We start from the raw sequence: 22,551 nt of genomic DNA, 5'->3' as shown, positions 1-22,551 counted from the left end.
GGCACGGTCGGCGAGACGGCGCCTTGTGATGATGTCTGTGATCGCGTCGAGCACCGGGCGGCCCTGCTGCGACAACGGCGAAATCTCACCCCGCAGCACCTCGGTGGCCAGCTCCGGAAGCACACCGGCCGCCCGGGCGAGCTCATCGACTCCGACGTGCAGCCCGCGCAACAACCCGGGGAGGACCTTGTGTCGCAGCTGTAGTTCGGCCGCAAGGATCAGCCATTCCCGCTGATTCGCGGGTAGCTCGTTGCCGGTCAGCACCCGCCGCACCAGCTCGAGATCATCGATACCGGCCGCCAGAGCCACATCCGCGACGGTGATGTGGTCCGGCCCGGCCTCCGGCGCCGTCTCGGACTCCACGACCGCAGGCAGTTCCAGGCCGAATTCCGCTGCCGCCACGAGCACCGGCCCAAGCATCTGCGGGTGCACCGGGCGGCCTGCGACCGCCGCCGCGACCACATCCGCGGGTGCTCCGGCGGCATCTCCGACCACGGTCCACAGTGGCAGCTGCGGCAATTCGATTCCGGCCGCCGTGGCCGCGTCGTGTACATCCTTCGCATTCGCCGGGTCCAGCAACACGTCGTGCGCAAAGGGTGGCAGGGCCTGCCAGGCCGCCGCATCGACCGGCCCCGGCCGACCGATCCATGCCATCGCCGCCGCAACCACCTGCCCTGGGGCGCCGGGCCACGGCGAGTCGGCGGCTTCGCGGTTGTCCAATACCGGGCGCACCCGCCGGTTGCGCAGCCGGGGATCGCGCACCGCGTCCTCAACCTGCCGGATCGCGCCACGACGCGCACTCAACAAGACGTCCGGCCTGAAAACCGGATCGGCATGTCCGGCAACGAACTTCGCGACATCATCGGCCAGTGTCTCGGCCGGGCCGAAGCGCAACACCGACAACCCGCCCAGCCCCTGGTTCAGGCGATGCGCCGCCATGGTCATCATCCGGGCCAGATCCGGGTCGACCGGCGAGAACCGCGCCTTGTTGCGATGCACCGAGTCAGCCGCGGGCCCGGCGGCATCATGCATATCGATCCAGTGCCGGGCCATCCCGTCCCCGACTACCAGGATCGTCGAGCCCGCCTCTCCAGGCAGCGCGAAGCGGATCAGCCGCACCGGCGGGCGCCCAGACATCGGCGGACGCGCGGTCAGCTGCGCCGCCCACCGCTGCGCCACGGTCAGCCGGTTGTGCCACGCATCCAGCTCCGCCGACACAGCCAGGTTCTCCGGCGTAGGCTCGGCCTGCTGCAGTTGCGCCAGCGCCAGCGCCAGCCGGGCCCGATTCACCTGGTCGGCCTGCGCATCGGACATGTCCTCGATGCGCACCCCGGCCACCTGGTCGAGGACGGCCTGCGGATCGGCGGGCAAGGTCGGGCGCGCCGGAACGACGGGCCGCTCGGTGTGGGCACTGCCATCGCCGACGCCCGCCGGAATCGGCCCGGGTCGGCGGCCCCGCCTGCCACCGCCGGCCCGATTCTCGAACAGCAGCGTCGTAGCCAGCACGGTCATGCCGAACGTCAGGCCGAGAGGGCCAGGCGGCTTGCGGGGCGGCTCGGTCGGCGATTTGTCCGGTGCCTGCCCCGGGTCCGGCAATGGGTAGCCGACGATCCGGGCCGCCAGGCGAACCCGCTGTTCCATGTTCGCGCTCACCCGCTGGCCATGACGCACATCGGCGACCGACTTGGTCGTGCATCCGGCCAGCCAGGCCGCCGCTTCTTGCGTCCCCGGCCCCGGAATGCGGTGGTGGCCCAGCTCGTCGGCAACTGCCCGGATCCGCTGCTCTGGCTGCGCAGCGTCCGCCTCTTCCACGGTAGTCACCAGGCGGCCGGCCAGGACGTTTGCGACCTGCTCAACCTGCACCTTCGCGGCAGTCGCCACCTGCTGCGCCACGGATGTCTTGGACTTACCGAGCAGTCGCTGTATCTCCTGCAGCCCCTCCCGAACTTCGGCCGCCGTGAGCTCCGGCGCGGGCACCTCGACCGCACCATCGCCGTGATCGACCGCCGGCGCGGATACCGAGTCGCCGGTGCTGCTGCGCGCCAGCCCGGTGAACATCCGCCCGGCACCGATCATCGCGGCCAGCCCGTCGAGCGAAGCCGGAGCCCAGTTCGCTGTTTCCTGGATCGCCTCGAAAACCTTCCCGCCGTTCGGGGTTTCCAAGCCGATATGCCCGTCCAGGAACAGCCGGACCGTCGCGGCGCTCACAACGGCCGCAGCGGCCACCCGCGCCACCCGATCCCCGTTTCCGACCCCACCCGGGTCGGCGGACCGCTCCCGGTAGCCCAGCTGCAGCATCGCGGTCAGCGCACGACGGTGCGACAGGTCGCGCACCGGCCGCTGCCGGGACACCACCTCTTGCACCGTCGCGACCGAAACCCCAGCCGCGGCAGCCACTTCCTGCGGCGTGGCATACGGGTACGGGGCCTTCGCCGCCTCCGGGTCCACCACGACCGCCGTCGGCAAGCTCAGCCCGTGCTGCTCTGCTGCCTCGGTGACCGCGGCAGCGATCTCCGGCTGCACCGCAATGCCTTTCTGCACGCACAGCACCGTCTGCACCGGCACCCCGGCATCCACGGCCACTGCCTGCCACAACGGCAGCTGCGGCACCCGGTCATAACCGAATTCCTCAGCCGCAGCCTGCAATTGCGCTGCGGCCTCGAGATCCACTCCACCACCGGCCAGCCAGCGCACGACGACATCGGGCGCGATGTCCCGTGCCGCCGCTCGCAATTCGACCCGCGAACGTATGGCCGCCACTTCGCGCGGATCCACCGGCGTCACGGTTTCCAGCGACCGGGTATCGCCGCGTGGGCTGCCGAACAGTTCGGCGATCAGGTCTTGGTCGCCGACTTCGGTAACGACATTCTGCGTCGCACCGAGGGAGACCGGCGTGATCGGTGCGCTGTTGACCTGGACACTGATCGCGCCACTGCGCTCGGTATAGGTGAACTCGGTCTTGTCGGGTCTGTGGACAGCCGGAGTGAATGTCAGCGTCATCGATCGGTCGCCCACCTCGCCGGTCAGCTCGATATCCACGTCGAGCTCGCCGTACTCCGGCGCCGTCAGTTCCTCGAGCTTGCCCAACATGGCCGCGACCGCAACGTCGCGATCCCCGAAGTCTCGCCAGCCGCCGACCATCTCGATCAGTCGCACCACCGCGCGCAGGCGAACCTGGTCTGCATCGGCCAGTTTCAGCATGATCTTGGCTCTGCCGTCGTGCGGATCCACCTCGAACACCAGCTCGTTGCCGATAGCGACGGACACGACGCCGAGAACGTCGAGCTGCCAGGAGGCGTCGTTGGGCAGCGCCGAGAAAAGCTCCCGCAGCCAATCCCGGGTGTCCTGGTCGAAATGCGTCTGACGGTCGAGCCACACAGTCCGCCTGGCGGCCACCACGCGGGACCGGTCGAAACCGAGTTGCTCGGCCACCCGCCGCAGCTGCTGTGCGAGTTCGGCATCCACTTCGCCACCGACCAGCCAGGTCGCGACCACCTCGGCGGGCACCTCATCCGCCCGGGCTCGCGCCTGGAACTGCTCCAGCAGCGATATCACCGCATTGGCATCGCCGTCCCGTGCCTTCGCGACGAGCTCCTCCGGTCGCACGAACTGCGGCTCATCGGTCGTGGCATTGAACAGACCGAGCAGATCGGAGTGAACCGTGACCGACCCCCGCGAGCTACCGCGGCGCGAACTGGACGAGTCCAGCTCGGTCATCTTCGCTGCACGCTCGCCGTAGCGGAGCTTCCTGGTAGTGCCGCCGTCGACCTGGATCCCCAGTTCCAGCCGACGGTTGCCCATCGTGTTCGTCGCGTCAATCGCTTCCGGGCCGCGCACCTCGACGGTCACCGTGGCCGTGCCGAAGTCCGTCTCCTGCAGCGTATCCAGCTCGCCCAGCAGGGCTTGCCGGGATTCCTCGTGCTCCCCGTAGCGCGCCCAGGCATCCATCAGCCGGATCACCCGGCGCGCCATGTCCATCCGGGCCGGGTCTACGCCGGACAGCTCCAGTCTGAATTCGATCGACGAGCTACCGGGATGCATGGCCACCGTCAGCAACTTCGCGCCCTGCGAATCCACGATGTGCAGGGTGCCCTTGCCCTCGTCGGTGACCATGGTGGACACCTCGGGCCGCCCGCCCTGGGCCACCAGGTTCTCGGCCAACCTCCGCGCGAGTGACCGGGCGGCCGAGTCGATACTCCACACCAGCGGCACCGGTCGCACGTTTTCTGGCAGCAACCCATTTGTTTCGGTTAGTAGCCGACCCTCCTCGTCCCGCTTGGGCCGGGCGAAGAATTCGCCGAGCACATATCCCGGCTCACCGGTGACCGCCGGAACGGGAACCTGCAGTCGCGGCGGGCCGACCGGTCCCCGTTCCGGCGGCTGCTGCGGCCCGGTCACCTCGTCGTAATAGGTCCACTCGCGTTGGGAGTTCACCTGAATCATCATGGCCAGTCGCCGCTTCGCCTCGGCACCAGATACCTTGGCTTCCACGGTGATTCGGTCATATCCCGACGGCAACCTGCTCTGGATCCGGTTCATCAGGGCACCGTGCACACCGTCCCGGTTCTCGTGCTCGTTCCACCCGGCGAGCAGCCCGGCCACCCGCAACCCGGCATCCACCCGCACCGCAGCCTCGGCCTCGGCCGTCTCCGCATTCAGGTTCGCCAAAAGCGTGATCTGGTTGCTGTTTTCGTCCAAGTATGCCGAGAACACCACCCGATTGAACTGGTCGGAAACACTCAGGTACTTGTCGGAAACCTTCAGTCCCAACCCGGTGGCAGTCAATATCGGGACAACCTCGGCCACAATGCCCCGAGCCACCGGATCGACCCCCGGGAACTTCGCCAGGAACTCCGCAACTCCGGGCGGCACCGGTTCGACCGGCGGACCATCAGCCGCCGCATCCTGCGGTCCGGCGCGCGGAGCGCGACTGCCGCGGGCCGGGCCTTCCGCGCCGATATTCGGCAACTGCTCGCTGCTCGGCGCCACGGCGGTGGTGGCAGTGTAGGGCACCGTCGGCTCGCCGTTGCCGTGGCGGAAGAGGACGACGGTTTCCAGGACGCCTTCCCGGAGCCGCTCGGCGACCTCCGGGGTGTAGAGCTCGTCGTGCCCAGTGACGGCGGGAGGCTCGAGTGCGGCGCTGTCGGTCGATTCGTCTCGGCCCCAGGAGCGGACCCGTACCTCGCCGTCGCGGTCGACGTACATCTCGTAGGCATGCGAGCCGACCTCGAACGGGTCGGCCGGATTAAAATGGGCGGAACGGTCGACGACCGCGGCAGTGGCGAAGGCGCCCGTTTCTCGATACAGGGCGCGCAGCTCGTCGGCAATCCGGTCATGCGCGGTGTGCCCGTCGATCACCTCAGGACCGAACGACTCCGGGTGATAGCCGGCGCGCAGCAGGTCGGCGAATTGAGTATCGGTACGCCCGGCCGCCCCGGCGTCCGTCGGCTCGGGCAGGTCCAACCCCAGCCAGGTCGCGCGCTGGGAGTTGACGACATGGGTGGTGCAGTTGGCCGAGAAACCCTCGAGTTCCTGCTCCAACAAGGCCAGGTCGACAGTGTCCGGCAATTCGTATGCCGTCTCGCCTTCGTCGGTGAAGACCCGAGCGAGTCCCCATTCCACATCGAGGACGGTCGGCTGCAGGATCGACCTGTAGTTCAGCGCGGCATCGAAAATGTCCTGGCCTGCGGGCAGCGTGTCTACTTCGAGTCCGGCTACGCTCCGGCCGAATTCGAGCTTCCGATGCTCGGCTTGCACCGTCATCATCCTGGCGAGGTTGCGCGCCAGCATGCGGCCCGCCGTCTCACTCGATTCGACCACGCTCGGGTCGAACGAGCTCAGGTAGGCGACCGAGGCCTGTCCCGGGACGAAAATGCTTCCGGCGTGCTCCAGAACCCTCAGCAGCTGCTGTTCGTTGTCCGGGTCGACTTGCCCGCCCACGGTCAGCTTGACTCGTTCGGCGATATCGACGTCACCGAAGGTCACGACCGCTTCCCCGGTGCCGAAGTTCCCGTCCGTACCGGGTCCCGCACCCAGTCCCAGACTCAGCACATGCACCGGCGGGTGACCAGGCAGCTGCGCGGCCATCTGCTCGGCACCACGCAGCTGCATCACCCGGTTTTTCAGCTGTAGCCACCGGGCACGCAGTTGCGGATCCGGATCGCCGTCCTGTTCCCAGACGGCCAGTTCCCATTCCAGGGCAGCGAGTTCCTGCGCCAGGATCATCCGGTTGGCACGGTTACGCCACCGCGCCGGAATCCCGGGCTGTTCAGCGATTCTCCAGGGCAGTCCCCGCGCCAGCAGCCACCGGTCTTCTCGGCTCAGCGCGGTCCACTTGGGCGCCAGGTCGGTGGCACGGACGACGGTCGCATCGCCGAACATGTCGTGCCACAACGCTGCGGCCTGGTCTGCCACATCCGGGTCGTTCAGCAGTTGCGGCAACACCTGCTCCCGTGGCATCACCGGGTCGATGCGGGCCGAGGAAGGGACCTCCGGTACCGACGGATCGGCAGTGACTTCGCCTTCGCCGATCTCGAACCGACCCGCAGAGTCGCCGAGCCACTCGTCTTCCAGCGCCTCGTGGATCAGCCGAGCGTCCGCGCCATCCTCGGAAGCCGGGGCGAGTCGGATCGTCATCCCGGGGTACGCCATCGCCAACCTGGCCAGATCCCCGGCCAGCTGGCCGCTGTCGGTTCCGTGCCATAGCCCGACCGCATGGGGTGCGCCGAGCATCTGCACGATTGCCCGCTCGAATGTTCCTAGCGCGTCTGCCCGCAGTATCTCCGGAGTCGGCGGAGTATCGGTGACGAACACCGTGATCTCGGTCAGGAGGGTCTCCTGCTCACCAGCCAGCAGGAAGGTCCGGCTGCCGGAACTTGCCCGCAACGGCAGCGCCATCGGATGCAGCCGCAAGCCGAAACCCTCGACGACGCCGGTGGTGATATCCAGGCTCCGTCGCAGCGCCGCCAGCCGTAATGCGTCGACCCGTCCACGTGGCTCCGCCAGCACCGCCGCGAACCATTGCAGCAGCGCCCGCTCCCGGTCGCTCTCGGCGACACCGTCGAGCTCGGCAACGAACTCAGCTGCCCCCGCGATCAGCAAGTCCGTCTGACCGGCCTCCTGCCACAGGCGCATCACATCGGACGGAGTAAGACCGAACCTCTCGAATTCCCGACGCAATTCGTCGGCTGCCGTCTGCGCCGCCGGGGCGAGCGGCTGATGTGGCGGCACCGGGAATTCGATATTCGGGACGGAGAAAATAGACGGGATGGGCTCCACGGCCGGCAGCTCCCGAGCAGCTGCGACCGCCTCCGCCAACATCTCTTGTGCGCCGCGCGTGACCTCGACACCATCGCCGTAGCCGACGAGCTCGAACCGGGGTGGCGTATCCCGGCGCAACTGCCGCACCTGTTCCAGCTCTCGGAACAGGACACCCGCATCCGCGGCAACCAGGTCGTCGGTGTGCGGCGCGCGCCCGCGGACGCCAGTCGTGTCGTCGTGGCGGAACATCACGACCAAAGCCACCGAACCGGGTGGCTGGGCGGCTGCCTGCAGGTCGAGCATCATCTCGGCCTGCTGATACAGCGGACCCACTTCGGTCGTGTTGTCGACCACGACGCCGATCACCGTGGCCGCGGTGGCCGTATCACCGTATTCGAAGACGACCCGGCCGCGGTCGATGTCGTCGTCCTGCTGGTTGAACTCCAGCAACCGCACCGGCCCGAGCCCCCGGTCCTCGGCATAGCGGGCAGTCTGCTCCCGGAGCCGGTCGACTGTGCCCAGTTCACGCAGGTGTTGCGAACCATACTGCGTCCCGAGCAACTCCAGTTTCTCCCGCAATACCGCCTGGTTGCGGATATCGCGTTCGATATTCGGGTTCTGCGGGCCCAGGTCGTCGCGGGAAAACATGGGCATTCCGGCCAGCGGGACATCGGGGCGGGCGTCGGATACGGACAACCGGTCATCAGTGATGGTCGACGGGTCGTTCGCCACATACGGGACTGCGGCATCGCCGTTTTCGTCGACGCGGATGGCGTGCACCCGTAGCGCGACCTTCTTGCGGGCCAGCACCCACCGCCACACGTTGGTGTCGCCGCGGATGATCCGCTCTTCGCCGTCGACCCATTCGTGGACAACCATCTGGCTGCCTTCGTATTCCATCTCGAAGGTGTGTCCGCCATATCGGGATACGACGGCCCCGAGTGCAGCGCCATGGTTCTTCTTGATTTCCCAGTAGAGCCGCTCCAGCGCGGGGACTTCCTCCCAGTCCGCATCGACCGCCTCGGCGGTGACCAGTTCCGATGTTCCGGCCAAGCCGGAGTCGGTGATCTCGGCCATCAACGGCCAACTCTCGGGCAGCTTTCCGCGACGCTGCCGTAAGCGGATCAGCCGGTTCGCCGCGGTCGGAACACAGTTGGGCACACCGTCGTGCCGCGGGCGATCCGGCGCCGCCGTGCCATCCGGGGCGAACCGGGCGGTGATCTCGTCCAGCACGGTGCGGATCTGCTCGTCGGTACTCGCCCGAGCCGCGGGATCGGGGGCGTCTGTGCGCTGCTGCGCCAGGGCCTGCAACCGGTCGACGTACCCCCGCAGCTGCTGGTGACGGCCCTCGGTCTGCAGGTACTGGTCGATCGCTGCGGTGCGGCTGCGCTGGCGCAGGTATCGACCGATCAGATCCGCCGCCATCTGCTCCGATAGATCAGCGGTGGTCAGCAGCCGCTCCTGCTCGTTCTCCAGGTAGCTCACGGTCAACTGTGACTGCGGCACCTGCAAGGCCATGGCCACGTCCCGGTGCAGCGCGGCGCGGCGGTGACGTTCCCGGCGCAGGGTTTTCGCATCGACCTGTCCCGAGGTCAGCTCCTCGGCGACGAGATTCATCTGCGCTGCCGCTGCTTCCAGTGGCATCGCCCGGAACTGGTCGAACAGCGTGTCGAGAGCCGAGACTCGAGCCGAGCGAGCGAAATGCCGGGCTTCGATATCGGCGATCACCAAATCCGGGATCACCTTCAGCAACGCTGCGGCCCGTTCTTGCTGCTGCTGCGAGCGCGCCTGCCATACCAATGTGGACAGGATCTCGGCCAGGGCTGGGCGCCCGGTGCGTTCCCGTTTCTCGGCAGCAGACAGCGTGTCCAGGTGGTCGAGAGTCAACGGCAGATCCAGTGCCCGCCGCAGGTTTTCCCGGTCTTCCTGAGTCCCGGATTCCGCGGCGGCGAGTGCCTCGATCATGTCCATGGTCTGCAACCGCCAGTGCAGTTGCCGAGCCTGGGCGGCAACCAGTTCCGCGGTCGCATCCGCATCGGCCGGAGTCCAGTGGCCGGGTCGGTGCGCCTCGTCGAGGTAGTGCGAGTACTGACGCACCGCCGCGTCAGCAATCACCACCTGGGGGGCGAGTGCAAACAGGTGGTCGATGATCCCCGCTTCCAGATCGGTCACGCGCCACAACAGCTCGTGCACCGTCTGCAGCACCCGGTCCGGTGCCAGTTGTGCCAGGTCGACCGGCTCACCAATGCCCGAGAACACATCGGCGATTCGGCCGATATATTCCTGGCGCAGGTCGCGCGCGAGCTCGAGTTCTTCTCGCAGCTGCAGCTCGGGGGTCCGATACCAGGCATCATCACCGTCGTATGCCACGTCGAGGTCCTCGGACATCCACGCCAGCCGCACCGATACCTGGGGATCGGTGACCGCGTCCCCGCCGACTATCGCGTAGTTCTCCAGGTGGTTCTCCGGCCGCCGATCGTACGGATCGCGTTGCTGCCGGGTGGCATTGCGTTCGGCGATCAGCCGTTCCAGCTCCGTTGCGGCCCCGGTGCGGAGATCCGCGGCAGGCGGGGTGGGGTTGAGGCCGTAGGCCCGCACCACCGCGACCAACGCGTCGCCTTCATCCAGACCCAGGAACATGCTCCGAGCCTCGGCCAGTCCCCCGTCCAGCTCGACAACGTCGAATACCATGTAGTGCACCCGCTGCGCGGTCTCGGGGGCGCCGAATGCCACGGTCAATTCCCGGGTATCACCGTCCACCCGATGTGACAACCGTTGCGCCGACGGGATTTCCGCTGTTGTGGCCAAGAGCACCCGGAGGATTTCCTGATGGCCGGTAGCCCACCGACTGTCCCGGTCGGGTCGACTGGTGTCCACCCCTTCGCCGGTCAGAACGAGTTGGCCGGCCAGGTTGCGCACGGCATCGGGCAACCCGGGTGCGTCGGCCAGCACCTCCGGGTACTCCCCGATCAGCGCCTCGTGCACATAGGACGGCCAGGTGTGCCAGAGGTGGGAGTTGACCGCGGCCCGGTGGCGCATCTGCGCCAGATCCGCATCCAGCGGCAACGCCAGGTCGTAGACGCCGTCCAACCCGGCCCAGTGCACGGCCGCAGCCACCACCGCCAGCGGGCCTTGTAACTGCACCTCGACGTCGAATTTCGGCTGGAGGGCTTTGGTTTGCGGTTCGACACCGATGGCTTCGAGTCCGAAGGGCAGCCAGCCGTCATGGTCCGGTTGCATCAGCTGGTGCGCTTGATCCGCCAATTGCCTGGTCGGCTCGTCGTTTCCGACCAGGTGGATGTTGCGCGGATTCTTGGTTGCTGGGGACCGGGTCTCGAATAGCCCGGTGACCGCAGCAACCAGGGCATCGGCATCCGTCGGGTAGCACAACACCACCGCGGCCGAGCCGTTCTCGGGGTCCGTCACCACGTTCATGGTGCGCACCAGATCCGGGTCGGTGATCGGGAAACCGTCTGCCGCGGTAGCAGTCTCGGCGTGTACCGGCCCGGACCCGACCTGCACATACAGCTCGGCAGCAGTGCGCACATCGCCGACCGCGAGTTTCACGGTGCCCGGTTCCCCGGCCCGCGGGAACTCCAACAGCTGTACCAGCGGGTGCCCAGGCAGCTGGGTGGCCCACCGCTCCGCGATGTCCAACCGGTCGGCCCAAACATCCAACTCCGCCAGCCGGGCGACGTTCTCCGGAGTGGGGTTTTCGATCCCACGCAGCTTGTCGCGCTCTTGCGCCAGCCGCATCCGGTTCACCTGGTCGGCCATCGCAGGCGGCAGGTCCTGCGTGGCCATTTCCTCGGCAATGGTGTTCAGGATCAGATCATGGTTGACCGTGAACCTGGGCGTGCTCCAGCGCGCTTCGAGGTGTTCCAGCCGAAACCGGCGACGGGCAAGCGCCCGGTCGTCGGGGGCCAGCCCGTCGAATTGCTCGTCGGCCTCGGCGGCAGCGAGCGCCACGTCTGTCTTCAGCCCCAGCGACTGCCACGCCGTACCGGCAATATCCCGGTGCTCGTCGAAGCGCGGGTTGATCGTCGGCAATCCTGGCCGCGGCTCGACATACCCGGGCAGCTGCCGACGCTGTGCCCCGATCCGGACGTTCTTGAAGTCCAGCCCGGCCACCGCCTGTGACTTTCCGTCCGGGGCGAGTGGCCGGGCCGCGTCGCCATCGGCTTTCAGCGCCATCAGCGACAGCGTGTCGATATCGGCATGGTTTCTGGCGACCCATCTCCAGTACTCGGTCACCTCACCGTCGTCGTCCACCATGACGGCGTTGCCTTCGCGGTATATGGCCACCGCATGGGCACCGATTTCATTCGAGTTGTCGAGCCCGTGCAGGCCGAATACCGCGAGCACCACGTCCCGGATGTGCCACACCCGGCTGTACAACGCGTCGAACGACTCCGTGCCCTCTTGTTCCCAGTCGGAACCGAAGACCTCCGGTGCCAGCCTGGGGTCGTTGCCGGGCAGGCCGGAAGTGTCGACGGGCCGGCCCGGGGGTTGCTTGCCCACCTTCGCATAGGCAGCGTCGGTGGCCCGGAACAGACAGGCTCCATCCGCCGCTTTCACGTGCCTGCGAGCGAGCGTGTCCGGGTGCAGATACCGGGCCAGATCCCGCGGCCGGGGTGCCTCGGCAAGCAACGCTTCCAAATCCACCTCGAGGCCATGACGCAAGGCCGCGTCGATCCTGGCCACGTTCTCGGTCATGGTGTCGAAGCTCGCCGAGCCCGGCATGGTCTGGGTCAGTTCCGCCCGTACCCGCCGGTATTCGTGGGCGAGGGTGTCCATTCGCGCGGCCAGCGAGGCCAACCGATTGTTCCGCGCCTGCCACCCGTTTTTCTCCAGCACCCGGGCCTCTTCCTGCCGCACCCGCCGTCCGGCGACATGCACCAGCTGCCCCACATCCGACAGCTGCGCACGATCCAGCGCATGTTGGATCTGGGCCTGCCGCGCGGCCGAGGCGCCCGGATCCGGATCCCCGGCCACGGTCGCCTCGACCAGCCGCCCCTGCTCGTCCACCACCCCCGGCATGTCCTCGCCGACCGCACCGACGAACCCGTCTTCGCCCACCGGCCGGTGCGGCACCCAACGCGTGTTGCCGTCCGCATCTTCAACCGAGACCAATCGGATTCCGTGCTTCTCCCCGCTCGGCTGCTCCCACTTCGCGAATCGGACATCGATGACCTCGTGGCCCTTACGTTCGTGCACCCACACCATGTCGTCTTCGCCGCGGTAGAGCACGAACATATGTGCGCCGGCATCGCCGTGGGTGACCGAACCCAGCACGATCTCGCCGCTCGCGGCCAGCGCGCGCATCTGCTCGATACCAGTGCGGCCGTTTTCGGCATCCGGGAAGCCGTTCTTTTCCCACCTCGCGCCCAGGCGCTTGCCGATGTCGCTCGGTAACATGCCATCGGCCCAGATCCCGGAGTCCAACAGCGACGGCAGGTCACCGGGGATCCCGACGCCGAGTACCTCCCGGATGAACCACAGTGAGTCGAGGGCACAGATCTTCGGTACCCCGGCCAGGTTCGCTTGCCGTTCCCCGCCCAACTCCCTGAACTCCGCGAGCCACTCGGTGTCTCCCTCCACCAGCGCCTCGAGCGAATCGGGCACCGTCAATCCATCGGGCAGCGGCGGCAATTCAGGTTGCTCAGCCACCTCCCGAATACCGTCGGTGCGGGCGGCCGACGGTAGATTCCAGCGCTCACCCGGTTCGCTGAACGGGATTTCACCTGCTTGGAACAGGGCGGAGTCGATCTGGCCGTCGAGGTCGGCGGCCAAGGCGGCATCATCGGCGAGTGTGGCCGCATGACGCCGGCCGGCGAGGTCGTCCAACTGTTCGGCGGCAGCGGCCAAGTTGTAGAACTGCTGCCGCTCGCGGTTGTGATTTTCGACAAAGCTGATCAGTTCCCGCAGCATGCCGATCCGCCACTGGGCACCGCGGGCCGTCTCGACAGCGGCCTCGAGCCGGCCCTGCAACTGCGTCAGGGTGTCCGGCCCCCAACCCAGATATTCGGCATCGCCGAGGGATTCCGCAACCAGGTACGTTCGGATTTCGAGGAAATTCCGCTTGGCGGCCAGCATCTGCGCGCGAGCTTGTTTCAGGTGGTTCGACAGTTGCTCGAGTCGATTGCTGCGGGTCGTGAAAGGCTGGAAGTATTGCCCCGTTTCCTGGTTGCGCATCGCATCGGCTTCGACCCGCAGCACATGCAGGTTGCTGCCGAACTCGACCCCCGGCTCGGCGGGCGGGCGGCGCCCCGCTTGCTGGGCCAGTTCGACCAGCCGCTGGTCGAACAGGTTGCGCAACAGGTGCATCCGGGTTTCGCGCCCAGCTCCCCGCTCTGCGAGCGCCATCAGTCGCTCGAGACCGGATACCAGCTGGCCGTTCTGTGTTCCGCCGAAGACGTCCCGCTCGAGCCGGGCCGCCTCGAGCTGCTGCGCCCATCGATCCATGGACTTCCAGATCAGGCGCGGGTCATCCGGATCCAGGCCATATGCTTCCACCAGGGCACGGTCGGACTCCGCCAGTTCATCCAGCTCATGTCGGGCCGCGACGAACCGCTGAGACAGCTTGTGCAGCTCCACCGTCTGCGCGGCGAGCCGGTCGAACTCGTCGCGGGTATCGCGGCCCTCATCGAACCGAGTCTTGGCGGCCCGCATGCCCCGGTCCACACCGACCAGATGCCGAATCCAACGGTCGACCCAGTCGTATTCCGCTAGAGCGAAATTCAATGTGTGGTACTGCAGCAGCGTGTAATGCGCCGCCGACAGCTCTGAATCCACTGCCAGTCGGTCCCGCTGCAACGCCGGCCAATGCAATATCTGTTCGGCCAACAAAGGGTCGTCCAAAGCCGCGGACAACCGCTGCGTCTCGGCGCTGATATCCGCCACGGTGGCATTCGCGCCGAGCCGGTCGGTGGCCAACAAGGCGGCCATCGCGTCCCGCGCGATCCGGTGCAGCTCAGCCAGCTTCGCCCGTTCCGGCTGCAGGCGTCTCGAGCCCTCGCGCAACAACTCGGCCCAGTCAAGCGCCGCTTCCCCGCTGGTGTTGTCCTCGTCGACTTCCGTGACCAGAGTGCGCACGTTCGTGGTCAGATCAACACGATCCCGTGCCCAGAAAACAGCCTGTTGCACCAATCCCTGGTCGAGCGCAGTCGGCGCATCGGGAGCAACCACCTGCACCGACCACGAGCTGTCCGCCTGGATTTCCATCGGCGGCTGCGCCTCGAAAACCTGAGTGACGGCACCGATCATCTGCTGCAGGTCGGCGCCCACACTCGACAACGACAGTCGCCGCGGTGGCTCCGGGTTTTTCGCCGCTGCCACCAATGCCGCATGATGCGACTGGACGACGAACTGCATCTCCTGGTCGGCGGAAACCTTGTTCTCGGGAACTACCGCCGGGTAGATGACGATCTCCGTGGGCTCTTCGACTGCCCCCAGGGCGAACACCGAACCGTCGTCCGCCAATACCGATATCTCGTTCGCGCCCGGCAGCCGGGCCACCGACCGCTGCAACCGCCGCAGTAGCTCATAGGTGGCGTCGAGTTGCCGAGCTCGCGGGGTGTCCGCACCGGACACCTGGGCCTGCAAGAGCTCGGCGGCGAACAACAGCTTGCCGGCGATGTGCCGGGCACGCAGCGGCGCGCCGCGTAGGTTCGCGATCAGTTCCGGGTCGCAGCGCGCCACATCGACGAGGTCCTCGGGGCCGAGGCCGAGGTCCAGGAGCAGCTTCCGGACCTGCCATACCGTGTGATTTATCGGCAGCTTCCGCAACTGCGCAGCCAATGCCTCGGCCGTGGCCCGGCGGGTGGCGTCGATTTCGACATCCGCCGGACGGGGCAGCGGGTTCCACGGATCGTCGATGTCGATGTCGACGAACCCGCCGAGCTCGATGGTCATGCCCGGCAGCTGGGTGACGGCATCGACGACGGCACTGCCCTCGCCTCGACCGACCAACACCATGGTTGGCTGATTCCCGTCGCTACGGGAATTGATCATGGTCACGATATGTTGAGCCAGGTGTCCAGCGTCCCGGGACTCCCGGTTTGCCAACACCGTGGCCCAGGTGGTGAAGGGTCCTTCGGCAGTGGCGAAGTCGTAGTCGACCGTCACAATCATCGCCACTGTGCGCGGCGGCTTACCCGCTCCTTCGACCCGCTGCCGCTCCCGCAGCACGCCGGTCGCTTCCGCGACGGCCTGCTCGATCCCCTTCGAATCGGATACTGCGCCTGCTTGATACCACAGCACCACGTCGGCGTTCGCCAGGTCACCGACACTCGCCCGCGTCTGGTAACGGCCCCCGGGCGACAGTCTTTCGACCGACGACCAGTCCGGCAGGTGTTCGCCCGACAGCAAATGCACCGGCATGCCAGGCATCGCCTGGGCGAGACCCTCCAACAGGGTCGGCACAATCTCCGCATCGGCCCTGGCCAAGTGCCGCGCCAGCTGATCCTGGCCCGCGTTGCGCCCGTCCTCGGGCAGCGCTCGCAGCCGCGCCGCCGCTTCCCGCAGTGCCTGCTCGACCATCGGGTGCACGACGCCCGCTGGGAGCACTCCGAACACTCGACGTAATTGCGGGTACTGCCGCAGCAGTTCCGTCGTCAGACCGGCGTCGACCGCTGCCTGCCACAGCTGTCCGATCCCGTGGGCAAGGGCGCGGGCTTCCGTTACCTTTGCCGCATTGCCCAGGAACGGGGCCAACAGCTGCTCCACCCAGCGGCTTTCGGTGTTCCGCAGTACGGCACGCACCAACGGGATCAGCTCCGGATCGGGCGCGGCAAACTCGATCCGGACATCCCGCCCGGTTTTCGATCGACGTACTTCGGAGCGATACTCGCCTCTCGCTTTCGCGCCGGGAGCGGGAACCAGCTCGGTCCCCTTGTCCAACAGCATTATTCGTACCGCTGTGTCGGTCGCTTGCAGTTCTATCCGGATATCGGCGCCACCGGTTGCGCGCATGCTGTCGAGCGCGACCTCCAATTCGTTGTTGGCGCCGACGCGATATTGCTCAGGCCAGCCGAACATCTGCTCGGCCAGCCATTTCCGAGCCTCGTGTCGAGCGGCCCGGTATTCGTCGGCGTCAGCGGTCATCGTCACCATGAGACGGAGGTGCGGATCAAATTCCGGTGACTGCTCGACGACGCGCCCGCGGCGCGGGGTCGGCACCTCCGCACTGTCCTCGGCCCAGGCCGCGCCCGACCGAGTCAGCCAGTCGGTGATCCCGCCGTGCAGTTTCTGCAGTGCCTGCGTGAATCGCTCAGCACCCCAGCTCACGTCGACCAGCCGATAACGCGCGACGACCCGGCCGTCGACGTGGTCCAGTTCCACGATGACCCGGGCCGTTCGCAACTTCCCGAGGCGGAGCAGCAACTCCACCGCCACGCCGGTCTCCGTGCTCTGCACCCCGGCCACCGACACCTGGAAACGCTTGCCGTCCACCATGTCCGAGCCGGCAAACACCAGATCGGCATTCGCGCCGCGCGATGCCAGCACCTTGGCGGGCTGTGCATCCGGCAGCACAACCCCGTCATTGCGCCAGATCGCACCCACCCCGCCGGGCGGCAAGGCGCCGATCCGGGTGTCCTTGAAGTCCAACTCCGCCACCGCCAGCGAGGCATGGGTGTCGTCCACCCGGAACTCGGGTTCCCCGGCCTGGCCGACGGTACCGGCTTTCAGCCACATGCCGTCTACCCGTTCGATATCCGCCGGGGTGACGCCGCGCTCGGCGAGTTTCGCAAGCCATTCTTCGTAGGGGATGCCCTCGTCGTCCGGATCGACGTCCGCATCGGCTATCGCACTGTCGACGACTCGCACTTGACCGTCGACCAGCTTCGCGGCGATCGCGTGCTGACCGACCTCCCTTGTGCCATCGATGCCTTTGAAGGCCAGCATCGCGATCACCGCGCCACCGTTGTTCTGCACGAACGCGTGCAGCCCGGCCAGGTCCCCGAAGCCGTCGGTGTGCCAGTCCACACCGACCAGAGCCGCCGCTTCCCGGGCATCCACGCCCTTCGACCCGGCAATAAAATCGACCAACTGTCCCGGTATTTCTCCGCCCACCGCACGCCATGCCGCTCGCGCCGCCCGCGGCAGGCAGTTGAGCGGTTGCTTGGCCGGGACGGTCCAGTGCAGCTGCATGTTCAAGGGCGCGCTCGGGGCCGGACTCGCCGCGGGTCGGGTCAGATCGGTGGAACCCAGCTCCAAGCCTGCGGTCAGTCGCTGCCGGACGAGATCGGCCGGGACCAACCGCAGCCCGTCGGTCAGCTCCTTCTCGATGCGGGCCAGCTGCCGGGCCAGGCGGGCCTGATCGGCCCGGACGCCCGGCGACTGCAACCGTTCGTATTCGGCGGCCAGTTCGGCGAACCGAGCGGCGGAACGTTCGATCCGATCGATGCGAAGTTGTTGTCTACGAGCGTGTTTGACGGATCCGGACAGCTGCTCCCAGGTGTACGCCTGTTCCCGTTGGTTCGGGTGCGGGGTGAATCGAGACCGGTAGCCGAGTACCCGGACCTGGACATCCAGGTCAGCCAGGTTGTCGACGAACTGGAGACGTTCACCCTGGTACAGCAAGATCAGAAAGCGCTGGTGCCGGGCGATAATTTCCCGATCGAAGCGCAAGCGAGCGTGCGCGGCCCGATATTCGCGGTGCAGGGCAGCGATGCCCTCGGCCCGATGCCCGGCCGCGAGGTACTTCTCGGCCAAGTCGATCACCGAGTCCACCGCCGGACCGGGCAGCTGCCCACGCAGCCGGTACAGCCGCTTCAGCTCGCTGTTGTTCAGCGTCACCGGGTCGATGTCGAACTCCGGGTCCACCCGATCCAACGCGTCGGCCAGCCGATCCAGCTCCGCCCGGGTGTCCAGTTCGAGGTAACGCAACCCCTCCGGCAGCGTTTTCGGCGGCAGCAACGCCATCGTGTTGAGCTCATGCGCCTCGAACGCCACGGCCGCCGACCCCAGTTCGGCTGGCTGCCCACCGGTTTCGGCCTTGTTGAGCGTGCCCGCCAAGACCTCGAGGCCGGCCAGCTGCGACTGGCGTTTCCGGAATTCCGCCTGCTGCTTGCGGTCGTTTTCCTGATCGGCGAACGCTGAATAGAGCAACTGCTCTTGGGCGTCGATGCGCTCGACGCGTCGCATCAGTTGCTGGGCCTGCTCATCAGTCAGCTCGGCGATCCGGGTCCGGTAGTCCGCCAGCGCACGACGGCGCAACAGCTGCAGCTGTGGTCCCAACTCCGGGAGCGCGGACCCGCTCACCCGGACCAGCGACTGCCAGACCGCGGCAGGCAGCCGGTCGGCCGCCTGCAACAACCGCTCCCGCATCGGCGGTCCCCGCCTCATCGGCAACTGTCCCAACAGGGTCTGCGGGATGTCGTCACCGGTGGCCAACCGGCCGGAGCCTTCGACGTACGGGATCACCACATTGCCCTCGGCATCGGCGACAATGCCGTGCACGCTGAGCAGGTTGCTCTCCGTCGGGCCGTCGTCGTCCGGCCTGCCTTCCCGCTCCTCGACCCACGCGTCCACCTCGGCGCGGGTGCTGAGCACGATCTCCTCGTTGTCGACCCATTCCCGGACCGTCACATTGCCCGCTGCGTCGGCTTCGACGTGGAACATGTGCCCGCCGATCGGGCCGGCATGACGGAACACCATCGCGCCCGCGACCGCCCCACCGAATTCCCGGACATGCGCCACCAATTCGGCCAGCGACGCGAACCGCTGCCAGTCACCGCCCAGCGCACGGGCCACCAGGCGTTCGGGCACCCCGTCCAATATCCGACGGGTGATCTCGGCGGGCATGGCCGGAACGGATGCCAGCGCACCGTTGTTCACCTGGAACTGCCAGAAGTTGTCGATCGTCGTCGGCGCACAGTACGGCTGATCCGAATTATGCAGTCGGACAAACATGTCCGAGGGCACTTCGGCGGTCGGCACGACCTCCTCATAACGCTCGACAACCCTGGCGAGAGTCTTGTCGATCGCGATGTCGATGTCGGACGCAGTAGCCAAACCCAGCTCCTGCTGCTGGAAATATCCTTCGAGCTCGCTGACCCGATCGCGCAGCCAGGTGTAGTCGCGGTCCACCTGGTGGTATGCCTCGACCGCATCGACCAACCGCCAACTGACCCGGTACCGATCGGCCAGGTCGCGCTGCTCGGCAGACAGATTCCGGTACTCCGCCGTCCCCGGTTCCACCGGCGTCAACCCTGCCGCAGGCTTACCGATCGCCTCGGCCAATTCTCGGTGCAGCGCTGCCCGTTCCACCCGCAGCGCCCGCAGTCGGCGGGCACGATCCCGACGTGGACCGACCACCTCGTCGAACTGTGCCAACTGGGAAATTTGCTGCCGGAGCCCGACGAGAACCCGATCTTCGGCCCGCAGCTCCCGCTCCAGAATGCTCAGCCCGGGTGCCTGAATCGGGTTTGCCGTCAAGCCGGCGGTATACGCGGCATCCTCCAGGAAACGGCGCTCGATGACCCGGATCGACCACTGCATCTGGGCACCGAGCAGCCCGGTGATCCGATGGATAGCGTCGGCTTCGGCATGGAAGGCCAACCGTGCCGGCAAGATATCCGCCTGGGGAGCCGAATCCTGCAGCAGGTCCAACCGCAGGTTCTTGAAGTCCTCGAGCTCCACTGAATTGTCAGCCCCGAGTATGTGCTCGGCCAACTGGACCAACTCGGACCGGAATCGGAATGCGGCCATCAGGTTGTCGATGACCCGGGTGACCAATTCCTGCTTCGCCGTTGTCGGCGAGGCGATCAGCCGCTCGGGCTGCCGGTCGCTGTCCAGGTATTGCCGCAATAGCTGTTCCAGCGCGGCCTGCTGCACGTAGACCGTGGCCATTCCGAACAGACCCCGCACAGCATCCGAGATCCCGGGATTCTCCATGGCCGGGCCCAAAACCACGATCAGCTGGCGCAGCGTGGACAGCACCTCGTTCGGGCGCAGCTGCTGCGAGGTCAGCTCGACCGGATCACCCGTGGGCAAGCGCAGCGTCGCGACAATTCGAGTCATGTCGCTCTCGACCGCGGCCAAGCCACGCCGGATCGGCGGCAGCATCGCGCGGATCTGCGCCTGCGGGGTCCGGAACCAGGATTGATTGGCAGTCGGCATGGCGATCGAATCGGCCTCCCGACGTAATCCGGCCATGAAGACTTCGCGGCCGACCTGTTCGTGGGCGGATCTGATATTCACATCCGTCTGCGGGCGACGTCGAAGGGGATCGCGTTGTTCCCGAACGGCATTGTCCGCGGCAACGACGCGGGTCAGATCATTGCCGTCGACCTTGCCGTGAGTCATGGTTCGGCGGAAGGGCGGCTCGCGCACCAGCACCACTACGGCGGCTTCGGGATCGGCCAGTTGTAACTGGTGGACCGTGTCGCGCAACGTGTTCCCCGCCGCCCGCAGACCGGCCCGGTAGAGCGTTTCGTTCAGCGAGTAGGTCAGGCCAGTCCGGTCGATGCTCGGCGGCAGGATCAGCCCGTCCAGTTCCACTATCGTGTATTGCACCCGCGGCGCCCGGTCCGGGTCGCCGAACGCGAAGCTCAGCTGCAACCGGCCGTCCGTGGTCTGTCCATAGCCGAGCCGATAGGCTGGTCCGACCTCAGCCTGGAATCGCGGTGTATCGACCCAATTCGACAGGTCGGCTACCCGGCGCACATCTATTTCCGGCAATCGCACTGCACCGGAATGCAGTTCTCCGGACTGTGCCCACTGCAGTGTCTCTTTGCTCGCGGCGTCCCGGACCGCAGCCGGGATACCGGGTGCCGCGGCGAGCACATCCGGATACCGATTCTGCAGATGCCGGCGCACATAGGGCGGCCACTGCTGCCAAGCCCGATAGTTCCGTTCCCCGATCCGACGCGCAGCGGCCGGCATGATATTCACCGGCACCAACATTTCCTCGATACTGGTGAATCCGGCCCAGGACAACGCGGCATCCAGCACATCCCACGACGATCCGGCCTGCGCCGGACGTCGACCGGCATCCGTCTGCTCCTCGTTTACGGGTTGCGGCGGCGGAAGCTGACCGTCCGACACCCGGCTACCTGCCGCCGCGGTGGCCAGGGTCGCGCCGTCGCCCAGGCCGAGGGTGAACTGCGCCAGTTGCACCGGCTCCGACCGGCCGAACAGCACCCGGCTGAACAGGTCTGCGGCCAGCTGCTCCCCGGCCGCCTGAAGATCGCCGGTCTCCGGGGCACCGGCCGATTCCACCCACAACACCGCAGCGACCGCACCGGCGGGGGCATCGGCCAACTCGTTCATCAGCCGAACCAGGTCGGTTTCCGCCACCTCACCCATGCCTGTCTCCGAGGCCGCGGTGACATGAGTGACCAAATTCGGTGCGGTGCGGGTATTGCCGACCGAGATCATGGTGGCCGCAGGTCGCCCAGGCAGATCGATCGACAGCAGGTGGATCGGCGGATGCCCGGGCAGTTGGCTCGCCCAGTTCTCCAGCATGGTCAACCGGTCCACCACCGCGTCCAGCTCGGCCAGAGCCGCCACGTTCTCCGGCGTGGGCGCCATGGTCAGCAAAGCGCGCCGCGCCAGTTCCAGCCGGGTCCGGTTCGCCTGGTCCACCAGCGAATCCGGCATCCCGATCTCGAGCATCAGATCATGCGCGGCAAACAACAGCTCCCGCTGGTTGCGCTCGTCGAGGTCATTCCACCACTGCTCGATCGCCGCTGCCCGGTCCAGCTCGCCCGCGACCTCATCCAGCAGGTCGCCCCACTGCCGTCCCTGCTCTGCGCGCCGCGCCTCGGACAGCTCCAGCGGCAGTCTCGGCATCCCCGGTCGTGGCGAGATATACGGCAGCGGCTCCGGGGTGGCACCGACCTTGAAGTCCTGGTCACCGCGGAAGGCTGGGACGGACCCATCCGCGTGCTTCGCCACCTCCGGGTAGCCCTGTTCGTCCAGGAACAGCGCCAACACCGGGCGGTTGCGCTCCTCCGGTCCGATCACGAAATCGGGTTCCACCAGACCAGTTCCGACATCGCGGCGGTCGAAGTGCTCGTCGCCATTGTCGTCGACCCAGCGCACGACCCAGTACATATGGCCGAGGTCGCCGTTGCCCTCGACTCCCGCCACCGTAGGCACGAACACAAAGGCACCGATTCCGTCGCTGCTGCCGGGCAGACGCTCCGCTCGAGCCCGAAGCAGATCCACCACCTCGGCGATATCGTGCATCTGTTGCGCGGGTAGCGCCTGGTCGGTGCGGCCGCCGGCCGCCTGCTCCACCCTGCTGACATACCGCCCGTTCCCGTCGGCCGGTCCCAGATC

Annotated in this window: 1 protein-coding gene (only partly in view); it reads right to left on the bottom strand. The window is 67.1% G+C overall.

Every position in this 22,551-nt window falls within one protein-coding gene, locus OHB12_RS02880, for an MFS transporter (RefSeq protein ID WP_327115875.1), read on the bottom strand. The gene is 51,351 nt long; 16,596 of those nucleotides lie to the left of the window and 12,204 to its right, leaving coding positions 12,205–34,755 in view — codons 4,069 (complete) to 11,585 (complete); reading right to left, the first codon wholly in view occupies window positions 22,549–22,551. Both the start codon and the stop codon lie outside the window.

It is taken from the genome of Nocardia sp. NBC_01730 (assembly GCF_035920445.1).
In the GTDB taxonomy this organism is placed as follows: domain Bacteria; phylum Actinomycetota; class Actinomycetes; order Mycobacteriales; family Mycobacteriaceae; genus Nocardia.
This window is presented reverse-complemented; position numbering and strand designations above follow the sequence as displayed.